Annotated in this window: 17 protein-coding genes and 1 riboswitch; of the genes, 4 read left to right on the top strand and 13 right to left on the bottom strand. The window is 42.2% G+C overall.

Annotation, left to right across the window (positions count from 1 at the left end):
• Positions 1–11: 11 nt before the first annotated feature.
• The 3 genes from A3O17_RS00400 to A3O17_RS00390 all read right to left on the bottom strand — a co-directional run bounded on the left by A3O17_RS00400 (position 12) and on the right by A3O17_RS00390 (position 2149).
• Positions 12–551 carry a hypothetical protein gene (locus A3O17_RS00400; RefSeq protein ID WP_064212500.1) on the bottom strand — a complete coding sequence of 180 codons (540 nt, stop codon included), beginning with the start codon at positions 549–551 and terminating at the stop codon, positions 12–14.
• Positions 544–1047, bottom strand: coding sequence for a hypothetical protein (locus tag A3O17_RS00395; RefSeq protein WP_155728896.1), 504 nt, complete (start codon positions 1045–1047; stop codon positions 544–546). The genes A3O17_RS00400 and A3O17_RS00395 overlap by 8 nt, the downstream gene beginning before the upstream one ends.
• 97 nt (positions 1048–1144) lie before the next feature.
• Positions 1145–2149, bottom strand: coding sequence for an LPXTG cell wall anchor domain-containing protein (locus tag A3O17_RS00390; RefSeq protein ID WP_064212502.1), 1005 nt, complete (start codon positions 2147–2149; stop codon positions 1145–1147).
• A 471-nt stretch (positions 2150–2620) separates the two neighbouring features.
• On the opposite strand from A3O17_RS00390, the gene A3O17_RS00385 reads away from it, so the two are divergent.
• The gene (locus A3O17_RS00385; RefSeq protein ID WP_064212503.1) at positions 2621–3190 is read left to right on the top strand and encodes a TMEM175 family protein; all 570 of its coding nucleotides are present in this window, start codon (positions 2621–2623) and stop codon (positions 3188–3190) included.
• 35 nt (positions 3191–3225) lie between these two features.
• On the opposite strand, the gene A3O17_RS00380 is transcribed toward A3O17_RS00385, so the two are convergent.
• From A3O17_RS00380 to galE, 8 genes are all read right to left on the bottom strand, one after another.
• Positions 3226–3753, bottom strand: coding sequence for an HdeD family acid-resistance protein (locus tag A3O17_RS00380; RefSeq protein ID WP_064212504.1), 528 nt, complete (start codon positions 3751–3753; stop codon positions 3226–3228).
• A gap of 57 nt (positions 3754–3810) precedes the next feature.
• Positions 3811–4434, bottom strand: coding sequence for an endonuclease III domain-containing protein (locus tag A3O17_RS00375; protein WP_155728897.1), 624 nt, complete (start codon positions 4432–4434; stop codon positions 3811–3813).
• Between the two features lie 75 nt (positions 4435–4509).
• Complete coding sequence (locus tag A3O17_RS00370; RefSeq protein ID WP_057826975.1) at positions 4510–5196, bottom strand: 2,3-diphosphoglycerate-dependent phosphoglycerate mutase; 687 nt, start codon at positions 5194–5196, stop codon at positions 4510–4512.
• An 83-nt stretch (positions 5197–5279) separates the two neighbouring features.
• Positions 5280–6470, bottom strand: coding sequence for a MalY/PatB family protein (locus tag A3O17_RS00365; RefSeq protein WP_064212505.1), 1191 nt, complete (start codon positions 6468–6470; stop codon positions 5280–5282).
• Positions 6463–7533 carry an AI-2E family transporter gene (locus tag A3O17_RS00360; protein WP_064212506.1) on the bottom strand — a complete coding sequence of 357 codons (1071 nt, stop codon included), beginning with the start codon at positions 7531–7533 and terminating at the stop codon, positions 6463–6465. Before A3O17_RS00360 ends, A3O17_RS00365 begins: the two co-directional genes overlap by 8 nt.
• A 100-nt stretch (positions 7534–7633) precedes the next feature.
• Positions 7634–8281: an HAD family hydrolase gene (locus A3O17_RS00355; protein WP_064212507.1), complete on the bottom strand. Its 648-nt coding sequence runs from the start codon at positions 8279–8281 to the stop codon at positions 7634–7636.
• A 14-nt stretch (positions 8282–8295) separates the two neighbouring features.
• Entirely contained in the window at positions 8296–9348 is a 1053-nt protein-coding gene (locus A3O17_RS00350) for an aldose epimerase family protein (protein WP_064212508.1), read from the bottom strand.
• A 147-nt stretch (positions 9349–9495) separates the two neighbouring features.
• Positions 9496–10497 carry a UDP-glucose 4-epimerase GalE gene (galE, locus tag A3O17_RS00345; RefSeq protein WP_064212509.1) on the bottom strand — a complete coding sequence of 334 codons (1002 nt, stop codon included), beginning with the start codon at positions 10495–10497 and terminating at the stop codon, positions 9496–9498.
• Positions 10498–10694: 197 nt separating this feature from the next.
• Between galE and A3O17_RS00340 the strand changes: the two genes are divergently transcribed.
• A complete protein-coding gene (locus A3O17_RS00340; RefSeq protein ID WP_064212510.1) occupies positions 10695–11420 on the top strand; it encodes a GntR family transcriptional regulator in 726 nt (241 codons plus the stop codon).
• A gap of 167 nt (positions 11421–11587) precedes the next feature.
• On the opposite strand, the gene A3O17_RS00335 is transcribed toward A3O17_RS00340, so the two are convergent.
• Positions 11588–12571, bottom strand: coding sequence for a GMP reductase (locus A3O17_RS00335; protein WP_064212511.1), 984 nt, complete (start codon positions 12569–12571; stop codon positions 11588–11590).
• 147 nt (positions 12572–12718) lie between these two features.
• Positions 12719–12819, top strand: a riboswitch (purine riboswitch).
• A 74-nt stretch (positions 12820–12893) separates the two neighbouring features.
• Here A3O17_RS00335 and A3O17_RS00330 point away from each other — a divergent pair.
• Positions 12894–13469, top strand: a complete 576-nt coding sequence (locus A3O17_RS00330) for a xanthine phosphoribosyltransferase (RefSeq protein ID WP_064212529.1) — start codon at positions 12894–12896, stop codon at positions 13467–13469.
• A gap of 2 nt (positions 13470–13471) precedes the next feature.
• Entirely contained in the window at positions 13472–14767 is a 1296-nt protein-coding gene (locus A3O17_RS00325) for a nucleobase:cation symporter-2 family protein (RefSeq protein ID WP_064212512.1), read from the top strand.
• Between the two features lie 40 nt (positions 14768–14807).
• On the opposite strand, the gene cls is transcribed toward A3O17_RS00325, so the two are convergent.
• Positions 14808–16265 (bottom strand): cardiolipin synthase, encoded by a 1458-nt coding sequence (gene cls, locus A3O17_RS00320; protein ID WP_064212513.1) that lies wholly within the window; start codon positions 16263–16265, stop codon positions 14808–14810.
• Positions 16266–16313: the final 48 nt, after the last annotated feature.

Raw genomic sequence — 16313 nt, 5'->3', positions numbered from 1 at the left:
ACATTTGCAAATTACTTTTGCTGGTTATTTTCCAATATCCAGTGGTCGGAATTGCGAACTTTCATTGTAACGGTTCCAAGTTGAATCGTTGACGTCCCATCGCCATTATTCGTGATCGTGAAAATTTGCGTTCCGCTGATTCCCACATTCATGGTTTGACCGTTACTCGATGTTCCCATATTTTGCCAAACGGTTGGGCCGTTTTGAGCTGCGGTTGGGAAGTCACCGACTAACTTAAGCGGATTCCCGTTATTCCCCATTACGGTTGCTAAATAATAGCTCTTGGCTGAATCCAACGTCCACGCTTGTTGCGTTGAGCTTGAAGATGCTGCTGAAGCAATTGATGATTCTGCTTGAGCTTGGCTGGAAGCTGAACTTGCAGTTGCCATTGAAGACGAACCACTCTTAGCTGAATTGTGAGCTTGCGGTTTGACCGCCGTTTTTTTCGGTTCATAATCTTTTTTCGGCGCTTGATGTTGATTGCCGCAGCCGGCAAGGGTCAACGCCGTTAATGCACTAACCAAAATTACTGATTTCTTCATGTTAATCACCTAATAAACTTCCTAAATCACTAATTCCTTGTTCAATGTTGCTTGCCGTTGCATCGTTATTAAAGTCTGAAACGAAGTAGTCAAGCTTGAACTTCGGTCCGCCGATAAAGGTCCCCTTTTGCATGTCAACCTTCACCATTGTTGTGTACCTTTGACCTTGTTTTTCACATCCCCAGGCAATTTCATATGAGTTGTTACCTGACTTGGCAACCGCAATGCCGTCATCCTTGTATTGACTTGGATCAACGTCCGAACACTTTTGTTGGATTGCTTCCTGAACGATTTTCTTAAAGCCGTTGTATTGTTGTTCATCCAACGTATCTTCCTTATCATTGCCATAGATTATGCCCGTTGTATTTTGGTTATATTCTGGGACCTTGTTTGCATAGATTTCATAACCGCCCCAACAAACTACCAAAATTCCAACGATTACGGCAATAATAATTAACACTTTCTTCTTGGTTGACATCTTTTTCTTTGGACTTTGCTCCATCATGATCATCCTTTTCTTCCTTTTCAATAAAAAAAGAAGGTCAGAAAACCTCTAAAGGGCAGGTGACCTTCTTCAAATGGGTATAACTAACTGTTAGATATTAGTTGCGTTTCTTGTAAACAACGATTCCAGCAGCAGTTGCAGCGATGATTAAACCACCGGCAACGGCTAAGATTTCTGATGTTTGTTCACCAGTTTGTGGGAAGACTGGAGTGTTGTTCTTTTGAGCTGCTGTGTTGTTTGCTGACTTAGCTTGAGCTTTAACAACTGTGATTGTTTCACCAGCAGCTGTTGTGTTCTCGTTTTGCGTTTCAGCAATGGCATCATTGTTTTGGTTCTTTGCTGAGTTTGATTCGTTTTCGTTAGCGACAGTCTTTGTGCCTTCAACATTAGCATTGTTCTTAACTGTGTTTTGTTGAGCATTTGCGTTTGTGTTTTGTTTGTTTGCAACAGCACCCTGAGCGTTATCGTTTTTAGCGTTGTTGTTATTAGCATTGGCAGTTACATCAGCTTTTTTGTTTGATGAGTTGCTTTGTGTATTTGCATTGTTATTTGCGTTTTGGGCGTTAGCATTATTTGTATTTTGCTTGTTTGTGTTTGAATTATTATTGTTTTGTGTAATAGGTTGGTTGCTTTGTTGTTTACCGCCAATATAATTATCTATTTCTTCTAAAACCTTCGTACCGTCTTGATACAATCCTTGGAATTCATTAGCTGTTTCACCAGTCATTGTCATTGAATCCTGTTTATATGCATCACGATAATTATTCCAATCACCGTTTTTGTTATTTTCATTGTAAACACCTGATAATTGATCTGCCGTTTTGTTTTGCAAATGATCTTTTACAGTTTCAGTGTTTACATTGTTTTCAACTTCGTTTGCAACTGAATTAATATCTTGAGTTTCCAACCAAAACTCGGTATATCCTTTACCATCTTCATTTGTCGAATTTTTAACTTCTTGAATTTTACTTGATAATGTCGCATTATCAGTATTAATATTATCCGCATTTACAACGTTTGTGTTATTTAATGCTGAAACACCTGTAATCCCAAAAGTCATGGCTGCTGCACTAACAGCAACTAATTTAGTAATTTTCTTCATTTGTACTTCACCTTTTTCTTAATTAGTCCTCAGGGAACGATTTTACCCCCCCCCCCACCTGAAAAAAATCAACCTTTATTCATATACATATTTTAAAATTTTTATTTTTAAATCATCACATAATTTCATATGTTGATTTAAGTCTTAATATTGCTATGAAGTTCTGATATTCTACGTAATAAATTTATATTAATTTGATAATATAGGACTAAATACAAACATTATTCAATCTACAAAAAGAAAAATACAAATATATTGTTATCACAAACTGAAATATAATCATACCTAGTCATTTATTTTCTTTAATCCAGAATTTTGCATCAACATTTTTAGATTAAATGTTGCTTTCAAAAAAATGTTTAAGTTTTTAATTCTCATCATTTTTTAATTTAGTCATGATCCTTGACGGGCTTTTCTACCCTGATAACCATCAAATGGAACTATAATTAAAAGCAAATCGGAGGTGGAATGATGAATAAAGTTGAACGGCTTGAAGATTATACCAACGCGGTGATTGCCATCGTAATCACCCTGATGGTTCTTGATATTCACGCCCCGACAGGTCATTTTTTCAGTGACATCCTGCGGGCCAATGATCATTTTTTGACATACATTTACAGTTTTTTATTGATTTCAATGTACTGGGTCAACCATGGCAGATTATTTTCCGGCCTTAAGCATCTCAAAATCACGCCGCAAGTTTCATGGGCCAATAGCATCTTCCTGCTTTTTATCACTTTCCTGCCATTTGCTTCATCTTGGCTTGCACGCAATATCAACCAGCGCGACCCGGAAATGTTTTACGCTGCCATTATGCTGTGCATTGACTTATCGTACTACCTTCTAATGCGGACGCTGATTCACTTTAATCCGCATTTAAATACCCTGCCGCGCTTTAAGGTTTATCATTTTAAACTCCACCTTAACTTGTTAATCAACATTTTAGCGATCTGCTGCGGTTACGTGGTTCCCATTTCAACGATTGCCATCAGTTTGTTGGCAGTTGTGATTTGGGTGATTCCTGATAAAGCATTAAAGTAAAAGAAGCTGTGACTGAAAAGCCACAGCTTCTTTCCTTAAAACGCCTGAATAATCTTTGTAATTCCAATCAAGAACAAATAGAATGCAACTACACCGATCAAGGTATAAATCGATAACATCGGGTTAAACAGCAACACTACGCCTAAAATCAACGTAATGATGTTTAACACGATCAAAATATCAAAGTACGACCGGTTCATTGCCTTAAAGAAGTGGTCGATCACCAGTTGCAAGATCGAATCGAAGATAAACCAAAATGCAAACAGGTAAGCAATAATCCCAAATCCAAAATGAATTCGGAACAGGAAAATGATTCCTAAAATAATATCAACCACGGATGAAATGATCAGCAACGTCATCTTGCTGTTGCTGCCCGTCAGCATTTGAATCGCCCGCCGAAGCCATAACGTGTAAATTCCCTTTGCCAGGGCCCCAATTCCGACAAAGACGGCAATCACGCTGATGGCGGTGCTGGGCGAATTAATGGCGGCTGCGCCTAAAATCACCCATAAAATTCCGATTACCAAACTGAACCAGTCAAATTTTCGTTCTGAATTAATCATCCTTCATTTTCCTCTCACTTTGATACCTTCATTCTAGCACGCTTATCATCAAATTCCTTAATTGAAGGCGGATAAAAAGCTTTCATCAAATGTATCCTGGCCGCGAAAATATTTCTTCCCGAATTCATCGATCAGGCCATGAAAGACCTGGGCTTCGTGAAATGTAAAATCAGCTGGGAGCGTGATTTGCCGGGCAAGGTCTTGATAGTTTTTGCTTGGAACCCCTAAATGCGCAAACAGTTTTTGCGCGTAGTTATCAGCTACAAATGCCGGAACATCGAATACATAGATCAGCAAAACATCCGCCGTTTCGTTCCCAACGCCGCGCAGCTTTAAAAGTTCGCGCCGTAAATTCGCGCCAAAGTGCTGCCGAATTGCCGCATAGTCAAAATTAAAATCATCCAGCCATGCAAAGACTGCCCGAATCGCTTTAGATTTATTCCGGTAAAAGCCGCTGGGGCGAATCAGTGTTTGCAACGCTTGTTCATCGAGATGTAAAATGCGCTGCGGATCAAATGCCGTGGCTTCCTTTAACTGATCAAGTGACTTTTGCGCACTTTCCCAGCTTGTATTTTGAACGAGAATCGCCCCGAGAACGATTTCTGGCTTGGATTCGGCCGGCCAGTTCTGTTCCCCGCAATGGGCAACCATTGTTTGATAAAGTTTCCGAATATCGATCATTTCTTCCTCCGCCTTAATTAAGGTAAATAAAAAAGATACGCCGCAGCGCATCTTTTCATTTCAATCAACTTCAAATTAAAGTTGCTTCTTGTCAACAACTTTCAAGTTTTCGTCTAAATCGTAAACGATTGGTTGACCTGTTGGGATTTCCAAGTTGATGATGTCATCATCTGAAATACCTTCAAGATATTTTGTCAAAGCACGTAATGAGTTACCGTGAGCAGCAACGATTACGTTCTTGCCAGCTAACAAGTCTGGAGCAATGTGGTCTTCCCAGAATGGCATTACACGTTCAAGTGTAACTTTCAAGTTTTCACCGCCAGGGATAACGTTTGGATCCAAGTTTGCGTAACGACGATCTTGAGCAGCTGAGCGAGGATCATCTTCACTTAACATTGGAGGTAAAACGTCATATGAACGACGCCAGATGTGAACTTGTTCTTCACCAAATTTTTCAGCAGCTTCTGCCTTGTTTTGGCCTTGCAAGTCACCATAGTGACGTTCGTTTAAGCGCCATGACTTAACTTCTGGAATCCATAATTGGTCTGATTCTTCCAAAGCGTAGTGCAATGTCATGATGGCACGCTTTAAAACTGATGTGTATGCTTGGTCTAATTGGATGCCGGCATCTTTAAGTTTGCGACCAGCTTCCTTAGCTTCTGCAACCCCATTTTCACTTAAGTTAACGTCTGTCCAACCAGTGAAAAGGTTCTTTAAGTTCCATTCACTTTGTCCGTGACGGATGAATACTAATTTTGACATATTCGTAACCTCTTTCTTGAATTAAGATATTACACTGAATATTTTACACTGAATCATTAAAAATTAATAGTCTCTTTAACAAATTATTCCTGATATGCCCGAACGGCTTGAATTAACTGCTTCGTTGCCTGGTGGACATTGGCCGGCGTCGTCGCTAAGTTAAAGCGGATGTGTCCCTTACCCGCTTCACCGAACCAGTCGCCAAAATCAACGGCCAACTTTGCTTTATCCTGAATGACGGTTTGCAGGTCTTCATTGGCAACAAGCTGTGAAAGATCGATCCACGCAAGATACGTTCCTTCAAGCGGCGAAATCACGGCTTCTGGAAGCTCCTTCTTCAACTCATCACGCACATAATGATAGTTATCCGCAATCGTTTCAAGCAATCCTTCGAGCCATTCGGTGCCATGCCGATATGCGGCTTCACCCGCAACCTGCCCTAACAAACTGCCGCCTGGATTCTTCATCCGTTCCTGATATGCGTCATAGCGCATCATAATTTGCGGATTAGGAATAATTACATGGCTGTTCCACAATGATGCCAAGTTAAAGGTCTTCGACGGTGAATCAACAACAACCAAGTTATCGCGGTAAAAACCGTCCTTAATGTTCAACATTGATGTAAATTGACTGCCATCGATTATTAAATCATGGTGAATTTCATCTGAGATCACTAATACTTGTTCCTGACGGCAAAGTTCCAGGACATCTTCAAGCTCTTGGACTGACCATACGCGTCCGACCGGATTATGCGGATTGCAGAAAATCATCAGCCGGACTTGATTATCGATCATTTTTTGCCGCATATCATCCAGATCAAGTTCGTAATGGCCGTGATTATCGATCAAATTTGAAACAACTAACTTGCGATCATTCTTTTCGACCACATCCATAAACGGAAAATAAACGGGTTGCAAAACCATCACGGCATCCTCGGACTTCGTTAATAACTGAACCAGGTTGCTTAATGATTGCACCACGTTGGGATTAAACCGCACCCATTCCTTGTGCAATTCAATTCCGTACCGTTCCTTTTGCCATGTAAAGTAAGCATCATAGTATGAATCCGGCGTAAACGAATAGCCAAATGCGCCTTCATCGATCCGGGCACGCAACGCTTCCCGGACTGCTTCCGGCGTCTTAAATTCCATATCGGCAACCCACATTGGCAACAGGTCATTTTCACCGAACTTGGCTTGCATGCCGTCCCACTTTACCGAATTCGTATTTTGGCGTTCAACCGCATATTGTTTTACAAAATCTTCCTTATTCATTGCTCTCACCTTTCTTGCGCCGCTGTTGCACTTTCCGATGCAATTTCTGATGCCGGCCCGGATGCGGTTCGATCTCCAACACATTCAATAAGAAAGTGAAAATCGGAATTCCGACGATCAAGCCCCATGTTCCGAAAAGCCGTTCTGAAACAAATAACACAACAAAGGTGTAAAAAATCGGCAGTTCGGTGCGGCTTGACATGAACTTCGGATTCAAAATGTAGGCTTCGATCGCATGAATGACCAACAACATGATCAGGACGTAAACGACATCGCGGAATCCGCCATCCGTATACGCAACAAACGACATTGGGATCGTCGAAACGATGACCCCCGCAACTGGTATCAAGCTTAACACAAAAATCATCACAGCTAAACTGGCAATTTGCGGAACGCCAATGATTGCCAGCCCAATGCACGTCAGAATCGTGTTCACGATCGCAATTAAAAATTGCGCTTCTAACACGACCCCAAATGTGTTGGTAAAGATCTTCGCAAAGTGATAAATGTCTTTGAAAATCCATGAGTACGGTCCTTCCAAGAAACTGCGTGAGAATTTAAACGTCGTATCCTTTTCGACCGTAAAGAAGAAACTCAATAGCAATGACATCACGAACGTAAAGCCCATTGAGCCGGCCTTGCTGATATAGCCAAAAATAACCGTCATTCCGCCTTTCAGCTGCTGGCTAAAGTCGCTGTGCTTGATGTAGGCTGAAACGTACGTTGCGATTTCACCGGCCCCTTCCGGTAAATGCTTGTAAAAATGCAAAATTGAATGAATCATGTTTTCCGACTGAACGATCAACTTTGGAACATAGGTCGTGACTGCCGCCACAAATAACAGGATCAGCAACAGATACACCCCGACCACGATCACCGGTGACGGAATCTTGACCCGCTTTTGAATCCAGTTGATCAACCGGATGATCAAAAATGAAAAAATAAACGTCAACAGAATAATACTGATCATCTTGTGGAATGCAAATAAAATTCCAATCAAAAACAGCAGAATCACAAACCGCCGTAACCGCGTATTATTCAAAAAGCGTTGCCATAAACTCATTAATTCTTTTCCCTTTCCATCTGTTAGTTCACAATAATTTAATTATACATTAAAGGTGTAATGAAACCACGCTTTATCCCTGGCTCATTACACCTTTCACTTAAATATTCAATAGTTCAGCGGGCTTTTCTAAAAGAAAGTCCGGATTTTCGGCTTTTAATAACTGCGCGTCAAACGTATCCCACAAGCAGCCGCATGTTTTCACGCCGGCGGCCTTGCCCATTTGAAGGTCATACTTGGCATCGCCGATCATCACCGATTCATTCTTATCCAGATGATACTTTTCAATCACCATCAAAACCCCATCCGGAGCCGGCTTATAATGATCAACCTGATCAGACCCGATCAGATCATCGAACAAATCCGCAATTCCAAGCGCCTTCAAATTTCGTTTGAGCGAGGCCGAAGCCTTGCTTGAAACGATGAAGAGCTTCTTGCCGGCATTCTTCAGTGCAGTCAGTGTGTCCTTCATCTGCGGGAACAAGGTCGTTGTTTCCTGTTCGATCTCGCCATAGTGCCGGCGGAAGCTATCATACATTGCTTCGAATTGCTCAGCTGAATAATGCTTGCCCTGTTTTTCAACTAATTCCGGAATAAAGGTTTCGATCGGAACTCCCATGTAATACCGTACCGTTTCGGCTGAGGGAACTTTAAGATCAAAGTCCTTAAAGCATGCCTGGGTCGCAAGGGCAGCCGCGTCACCAGAGTCCGCAATCGTTCCGTCAAAGTCAAATAAGAAATTCTGCATTTTAATTTACTCCATTAATCTTCATTTTTGATCCGGTCATAGGTAAATGAGAACCGGTATGTTTGCTTGCTATACCGCGGCAAAACAATATCGCCAAAATTATCTTGGTGAATTGCATCCGGCAACATTTGACATTCAAGCGCGATTCCTTCGTTCTTGTTAGCTGGTTCGCCATGATCGCGGCTGAATGACATGTTTTGGTCCGCAATTTCTTCCGGAGTATAAACCACTAACCCATTCCGGTCGGAGTTGACCGTGATCTGGCGGCCGCTTTCCCGGTCACGTAAAACTGCAACTGGTTTCGTTCCTTGACCAGGACCGTTTACAACATATGCCGTATCAAGGCCATGGACCTTGCCGACTGCTAAAGCAACGTTGCTGAAATCGCGAAAGTCATATGGTGTATTTGCAACAGGAACAACTTCGCCGGTTGGAATCATTTGATCATTGACATCCAAAATTCCGGTACTGTTGATCTGCATTTCATGCGTTGTTAAATCGCGCCGATCGCTTAAGTTGAAGTATGCGTGGCATGTTGGATTGAAGAGCGTATCTTCCTTGCCGTTCATTGCACTGTATGCGATCGTTACCCGGTTATTGTTGTTCAACGTATAAATGATCGTTGCCAAGATATTGCCTGGAAAGCCGTCCATTTCTTCATCGATCTTCCGTTGAAAAATAACGCTGATCCCATTTTTCGAAATTGAAGTTGAATAATTCCAGTTCAACGTTGAAAAACCGTTTGGACCGCCGTGCAATGTATTGCCATTTTCATTTGCCGGTAATTGATAATGCTTACCGTTCAAATCATATGAAGCGCCCTTGATTCGGCCAGCGACCCGACCGATCGACTTGCAAATATTTTGATTATTTGAATAATAGCCGTCAATTCCGTCAAAACTCAGCAAAAGATTCTTCTTCGTCCCATCGTCTTCCGGAACCGCAAAGCGATGCCAAATTGCGCCCATCGTCAGACATGACACTTCAACCCCATTGTCATTAACTAACGTAATTTCCGTAACCTTTTCATTCTGATAACGTCCAAATGTATGTTGTAAAATGTCCATTTTTTTGATCTCCTGTAATTAAGTAGTATCGTTCTACGCTTTCATTATCTCATATCTCTAATTAGAGTAAAGCGTTATCATTCATTATTTTAAATTAAAAAACGTGAAATGGAATTCAAACCATTTCACGTCTAAAATCACTTCTAATTAGTCTTTATCATCAAAGCCATTTGGATGCTTTGAGTGCCATGCCCATGCAGTTTCAATCAAACTGTGAACATCATCATATTTTGGTTCCCAGCCTAAGATCTTGCGGGCCTTGTCTGAAGCAGCAACCAATGAGTCTGGGTCTCCGCCACGCCGGCCGGCAATTTCTGCAGGAATTTCTTTTCCTGTAACTTCACGTGCAGCCTTCAACATTTCTAAGTTTGAGAATCCAGTTGATGAACCCAAGTTGAATGCATCTGATGGATTGCCATCACGCAAGTAGTTCATTGCTAAGATGTGAGCGTCGGCCAAATCGTATGGGTGAACATAATCCCGGATGTTTGTTCCATCTGGAGTATTGTAGTCGTCACCGTAGATTTGAAGCTTGTCGCGCTTGCCTTGAGCAACTTGTAAAATAATTGGAACTAAGTGGGTTTCTGGACCGTGGTCTTCACCAATTGAGCCATCTGGCTTTGCACCCGCAACGTTGAAGTAACGTAATGCGACCCACTTGATGCCGTATGCTTCGTCAGCCCACTTCATGATCTTTTCCATCATTAATTTACTTTCACCGTAAGGGTTGATTGGGTTTTGTGGGTCTGTTTCCTTGATTGGCATGTGATCTGGAATACCATATGTTGCAGCTGATGATGAGAAGACTAAGTTCTTTACACCAACTTCTTTCATAACTTCAAGAAGCTTGATCAAGCCTGTAATGTTGTTATCAAAATACTTCAAAGGTTTGTGCATTGATTCGCCAACCAATGAGTATGCAGCAAAGTGAATTACCGTATCGATATCAGGGTTTTCCTTGAATACCTTCCGCATAAAGTCTTTGTCTGCAATATCGCCTTCATAGAATTTTGCTTTGTCGCTAACAGCTGCACGGTGTCCTGTGCATAAGTTATCAACGACAACTGTATCTTCGCCATTTTCAATTAAACGGTCGACCATATGTGAACCGATGTATCCGGCTCCACCTACAACTAATACTGATGCCATAATATCCTCCTATTAGAGTTGATCTCTAACATTCTTATGTAATTAAAAACTTATTTCTTCATTGAAATAAATTTTCCTAAAAAGGATTATACACTTTTTACATTTTTCATGCATTAATTTGCCTTTATAGATTTCACTTGTCATCTTTGCGGCCATGTGCTTAACTGGTAATAGCACTATACAAGAGGAGTTTAACCATGGCTGAATTGATTTACCAGCAAATTATCACCGATTTAAAAAAGAAAATCTTTAATAATGAATTTCCAGACATGAAATTGCCTGATGAACGCAGCCTTGCTGAAAAATACGATGTAAGCCGCAGCTCGATCAAACGGGCGCTCAGCCGGATGGCCAGTGACGGCATCATCTTCAAGAAACGCGGGTCCGGAACATTCATCAATCCGCTTTATTTAAAAAATGAATCTGTTTTTAATTACGGCTCCGGTAAAAACCTTGGAATTTCAGACAACTTCCAATTAAACGGTGAAAAGCCCAGCGTCAAAGTTTTAAGTTTCGACGTTGTGCGTCCCGCTGCTGAACTCCAACGCGACCTCTTCCTTGAAAGCGAAGACTTTGTATACCAGATCAAGCGGTTGCGGTTCTTTGACGATCAGCCATTTATGATTGAAACCGGCTTTATTCCGATCAAGCTGCTTCCGAAATTGAGCAGCAGCATTCTCGAAAAATCGATTTTCGACTATGTTCACCGTGAATTAAAACAATCCGTTTCAAAATCATTCATGTCGGTTTTTGCCGAACCGTCAACCCAGCAAGATCAAGAACTGCTGAAGCTTGATCCAACCCAACCAGTCGGCGTCATGGAAGGCATCTTCTTCCTTGATAACGGAACGCCGTTTGAGTTTTCAAGCATGCGGCTGCATTATGAATATATGAAATTCAATTCATTTGTAAGTATTCAATAAAAAGGTGTGACAAAACGTCCAAAACGAGCGTGGTGGAAGCAACAAAGCGAACGAATCGCACCAGCATAGATTCGGAGGTTTGCGCATTAGCTTCGCGTCACCACACAGCTCGTTTGTTTTGGAACCCGATAAATAAAGAAGAAGGTTGCGCCCGCAACCTTCCTTATTTATTCTCCTAATTGATCGCCATTTATAATTGAATTTTTAACGATCACATAATCAACTTTCCGAAGATCCGTTAACTTTCGGCCGCCAGCATATGAAATTGACGACTGCAGATCTTCCTGCATGGCTTGCAACGTGTCACTGATCTTGCCGCGATACGGAACCAATAACTGTTTACCTTCAATGTTATGCACATCATTTTTTTGAACGGCTGAGGCTGAACCCCAATATTTTTTATACTTTTGACCGTCGATCGTTACGATTTCACCCGGCGATTCCAAATGACCGGCAAACATTGATCCGATCATCACCATCGAAGCGCCAAACCGAATCGACTTCGCAATGTCGCCATTGTACCGCACGCCGCCATCCGCAACGATTGGACAATGAGCAACCGCACTGCATGCTTGGATCGCGGCTAATTGCCAACCACCCGTTCCAAATCCAGTTTTCAATTTGGTAATGCAAGCCTTTCCCGGCCCGATTCCAACCTTCGTGGCATCAGCACCGGCACTTTCCAAGTCGATCACTGCCTGCGGCGTCGCAATGTTACCCACGATCACAAAACTTTCCGGTAATTGCTTCTTGATATAATCGATCATTTTCATTACATAATCGGAATGCCCATGCGCAACATCGATCGTGATATACTCTGGAACTTCATGCATTTCCTTTAATTGATCAACTAATTGATATTCACGATCTTTGATTCCAATTGAGATCGATGCGTATTGGTCTTGCTGGTGCATCCGTTGCACGAACGCCGCCCGCGTTTGCGGTTCAAACCGATGCATCACATAAAAGTACCCGTTTTGAGCCAACCATAAAGCAAGATCTTCATCGATCACGCTTGCCATGTTTGCCGGAACGACCGGTAACTTGAACGTCCGGGGACCGAATTTAATTCGGGTATCCGCCTCTTTCCGGCTTTTTAAAATACATTTGTTTGGAATTAATTGCACATCTTCATAATCAAAGGTTTCCATTTTCGCTTTCCCCTTTAAAATTCTTAAAATGACCATTGATTATTTTATAGAAACTTCCCGTGATTTTCAAGAACAAAATCAGTTTTTGTTCATTAAATTGTTCACCATTATTTGACAATTCAAAATAATCGTTCATAATAAAGTTAACATTTAAATTAACTTTTTGCTTATATAATCGCTATGATATGGTTAGCAAGTTTCTACCCGATACCGTAAAACATCGGACTATAAGCTTTGAGTGTTCGGAGTTCTTTGGAAGCCGTTCATTTTGCATTTGCTTAACCATCAGCATTTTCAAGCAAAAATGAAGGGATTTTTTTATATGGAAGAACTTAAACAACGAATCATCCAAGACGGCGAAGTCCTTGATGGCGACATTTTGAAAGTCAATTCATTTCTGAACCACCAAATCGATCCGCAATTAATGCAACGCATCGGTGAGCAATTCAAACGTCTTTTTGATGACCAACCAATCACTAAAATTTTAACGATCGAAGCCTCCGGAATCGCTCCGGCCCTGATGACCGGGTTAGCTTTCAACGTTCCAGTTGTCTTTGCCCGCAAATCCAAAAGTGCAATTCAAGATAACAACAGCTACCACGCTGACGTTTTTTCATACACCAAAAAGGTTACCAATCACATTTTAGTTGACCGCAAATTCATTCGCCCAACTGACCATGTTCTGATCATTGACGATTTTTTGGCAAATGGTGAAGCAGTCAACGGCTTAATTCAAGTATGTGACCAAGCGAAGTGCACCCTTGATGGAATTGGCATCGTGATTGAAAAGGCCTTTCAAAAAAGCGGCCAGCAGCTGCGCAATTCAGGCTACCGGCTTGAATCCCTCGTTCGAATCAAATCACTTGCTGACCAGCACGTCACCTTTATGGAGGATTAATCATGAACCAGTCATCATCTGAAGTTAACCACCGTAAAGCATTTATTTTAGGAATCCAACATTTACTGGCAATGTATTCCGGGGCGGTTGCCGTTCCGTTATTGATTGGAACCGCGTTGCACTTCTCCAGCACTCAAATGACCTATTTGGTTTCAATCGATATTTTCATGTGTGGCCTGGCCACCTTCCTCCAACTTGCCCGCAACCGGTATTTTGGAATCGGCTTGCCCGTCATTTTAGGCTGTGCCATTCAAGCCGTTGAACCGCTTAAAATGATTGGTCATGAATACTCGATTGGAACAATGTACGGCTCGATCATCGTTGTCGGAATTTTCGTTTTCCTGATTGCCGGGCAATTCGCTAAGATTCGCAAACTTTTCCCGCCAGTCGTAACGGGCAGTTTGATCACCGTGATTGGATTGACCCTGATTCCAATTGCCGTTCAAAATCTCGGTGGCGGAACCGTCGCCAGCAAATCTTTCGGATCACTGCCAAATATCGCAGTTGGCGGCATTACCATTTTGATCATCCTCGCAATTCAATTTTGGGGCAAAGGATTTATCCGTTCGATTGCCGTTTTAATCGGCTTGATTGGCGGAACGATCGTTGCCTCATTCATGGGAATGGTTTCCCTGAAGCCCGTTACCCAAGCCGCATGGTTCCACGTTCCCCAACCATTTTACTTCGGCATGCCGCGGTTTGCCCTTTCACCATCATTAACGATGATCATCATCGCTTTAGTTTCAATGGTTGAATCGACCGGGGTTTTCTTTGCTTTAGGAAATCTGCTTGACCGCGACATTCAAAAGGAAGACTTGAAAAAAGGATACCGGGCGGAAGGATTAGCCGTGATCCTGGGCGGAATCTTTAACACTTTCCCGTATACGACCTTTTCTCAAAATGTCGGTTTGCTTGAACTTTCCGGAATTCGGACTAAACGGCCGATTTACTGGGCAGCATGCCTGTTGATGCTGATGGGGCTGCTTCCGAAAATCGGGGCATTAGCAACCATCATTCCAACCCCGGTTTTAGGGGGCGCAATGCTCGTCATGTTCTCAATGATCAGTGTTCAAGGAATTCGCATGCTTTTGAAAGTCGACTTTACCGACGAACGCAACACGTTGATCGTTGCCATTTCGGTTGGTGCTGGATTAGGGGTATCAGTTTATCCCACCATTTTCCAAGCATTGCCGCAATCGCTTCAGCTTTTCCTCGGAAACGGAATCGTAATTGCCAGTGTCTGTGCTGTTGGCTTAAATTTACTTTTGAAACGACCAAAATTCAGAAATCGTGAATAATCAAAAATGGAATCGGAAAAATCCGATTCCATTTTTTAATTTATAAGATCGGCGATAACAGCCGTGAGAAGTACTGCTTGAATTTCCGCCACCGGGATTGCTTTTCAAAGTACTCCGGAGTTAATTCTGTACAGTGTTCCAAATCTTTTTCATAAATTGCCTTCAACTGCCGCGTCAAATCCGCGTCATAGCAAAACGCATTACATTCAAAGTTCAATTCAAAACTCCGAAAATCAAGGTTGGCTGATCCAACCGAAGCAATCGTATCATCGGTAATCATCGTCTTCGCATGCAGGAAACCATTATCATAGCGGTAAACCTTGACCCCATTATTTACCAAGTACTTCGCATAATATTCGGTTGCCCGGTAAACAAATGGGTGGTCCGGCTTGCTTGGAATCATGATTCGAACATCGACTCCTGAAAGTGCCGCAATCACCAATGATTCCAAAACTGAATCATCTGGAATCAAATAAGGAGTTTGAATATACAAGTAGCGTTGCGCAGTTGAAATGATCTTTTGGTACCCGCGCCGAATCGAATGCCGTTCGCTATCCGGACCAGATGAAACGATCTGCATCTTGGTTTTGCCGTTGCCTTCAAATACCGGGAAGTACTTCTTCTCAAACTCAAACCGGCTCTTCGTTGTCCGCCGGCAAGTTGTATTCCAGTCCATCATGAACCGGGCCTGCATTTGAATCGTTACCATTCCATAAACGCGCATGTGGGTGTCGCGCCAGTAGCCGTACTTTTCAAGCCGACCAAGGTACTGATCGCCAATATTAAAGCCGCCAATATACCCTGTTTTACCATCAATAATCACCAGCTTGCGGTGGTCGTGATAGTTTAACCGCGGTGTTGTAATCAGCTGTTTTTCAGAACTTGAAATGAACCCTTGTGCTTCACCGCCCAGCTGTTCTAGCCGTTTGAAAAACTTGTAGTTGGTTCCAATCGAACCCCACATATCATACAGAACCCGAACCTCGACCCCGCGTTCAGCCGCATCCTCCAAGGCGTGCAAAACCTTGTGGCCGATTTTGTCCGCATAAAACGTGTAAAATTCGATGTGAATGCTGTGCTTGGCATTTTGAATATCTTGCAACAGTGAATCAAAGAAAGCTTTTCCGTCATCAAACAACTTGGTTTGATTATTCGTTGTTAAAAACGCCCCTTCCGCTTCAAGGAACAAATGCTCCAATTCACGTTCCTGCTGGGTACTGTTCTTGTCCAGGTCCCGCTTTTGCCACATTTCTTTTTGGCGGCGCGTCAGCGAGTTAATAACCTTTTCCTGTTCTTTTTGGATCGTAAAGATCTTATCGTGCGAAATCTTACGTCCCACAAACAGATACAGCAAAAATCCAAAAATCGGAATAAACACCAGCACCAGTAACCATGCCCACGTCGTTGAAATATCGCGTTTTTCATGGAAAACCGTAATAATTGCAGCCAGTAAGTTAATGATCCAAATAACTCCAATTATAATTCCCAAAGTATGCAAAAAAGTGCCGCTCCTTTCTCGAAAATCATTTACTTTTATTTTACCAAA

Origin of the sequence: Ligilactobacillus aviarius (assembly GCF_001654615.1) — a bacterium.
GTDB classification, from domain to species: domain Bacteria; phylum Bacillota; class Bacilli; order Lactobacillales; family Lactobacillaceae; genus Ligilactobacillus; species Ligilactobacillus aviarius_B.
The sequence above is the reverse complement of the archived record's forward strand: the minus strand, read 5'-3'. Positions and strand labels throughout refer to the sequence as shown.

Coding starts and splice junctions, on each gene's coding strand:
- A3O17_RS00395 (WP_155728896.1), bottom strand. CDS start 1,047: ATGATGGAGCAAAGTCCAAAGAAAAAGATGTCAACCAAGAAGAAAGTG.
- A3O17_RS00390 (WP_064212502.1), bottom strand. CDS start 2,149: ATGAAGAAAATTACTAAATTAGTTGCTGTTAGTGCAGCAGCCATGACT.
- A3O17_RS00385 (WP_064212503.1), top strand. CDS start 2,621: ATGAATAAAGTTGAACGGCTTGAAGATTATACCAACGCGGTGATTGCC.
- A3O17_RS00380 (WP_064212504.1), bottom strand. CDS start 3,753: ATGATTAATTCAGAACGAAAATTTGACTGGTTCAGTTTGGTAATCGGA.
- A3O17_RS00375 (WP_155728897.1), bottom strand. CDS start 4,434: ATGATCGATATTCGGAAACTTTATCAAACAATGGTTGCCCATTGCGGG.
- A3O17_RS00370 (WP_057826975.1), bottom strand. CDS start 5,196: ATGTCAAAATTAGTATTCATCCGTCACGGACAAAGTGAATGGAACTTA.
- A3O17_RS00365 (WP_064212505.1), bottom strand. CDS start 6,470: ATGAATAAGGAAGATTTTGTAAAACAATATGCGGTTGAACGCCAAAAT.
- A3O17_RS00360 (WP_064212506.1), bottom strand. CDS start 7,533: ATGAGTTTATGGCAACGCTTTTTGAATAATACGCGGTTACGGCGGTTT.
- A3O17_RS00355 (WP_064212507.1), bottom strand. CDS start 8,281: ATGCAGAATTTCTTATTTGACTTTGACGGAACGATTGCGGACTCTGGT.
- A3O17_RS00350 (WP_064212508.1), bottom strand. CDS start 9,348: ATGGACATTTTACAACATACATTTGGACGTTATCAGAATGAAAAGGTT.
- galE (WP_064212509.1), bottom strand. CDS start 10,497: ATGGCATCAGTATTAGTTGTAGGTGGAGCCGGATACATCGGTTCACAT.
- A3O17_RS00340 (WP_064212510.1), top strand. CDS start 10,695: ATGGCTGAATTGATTTACCAGCAAATTATCACCGATTTAAAAAAGAAA.
- A3O17_RS00335 (WP_064212511.1), bottom strand. CDS start 12,571: ATGGAAACCTTTGATTATGAAGATGTGCAATTAATTCCAAACAAATGT.
- A3O17_RS00330 (WP_064212529.1), top strand. CDS start 12,894: ATGGAAGAACTTAAACAACGAATCATCCAAGACGGCGAAGTCCTTGAT.
- A3O17_RS00325 (WP_064212512.1), top strand. CDS start 13,472: ATGAACCAGTCATCATCTGAAGTTAACCACCGTAAAGCATTTATTTTA.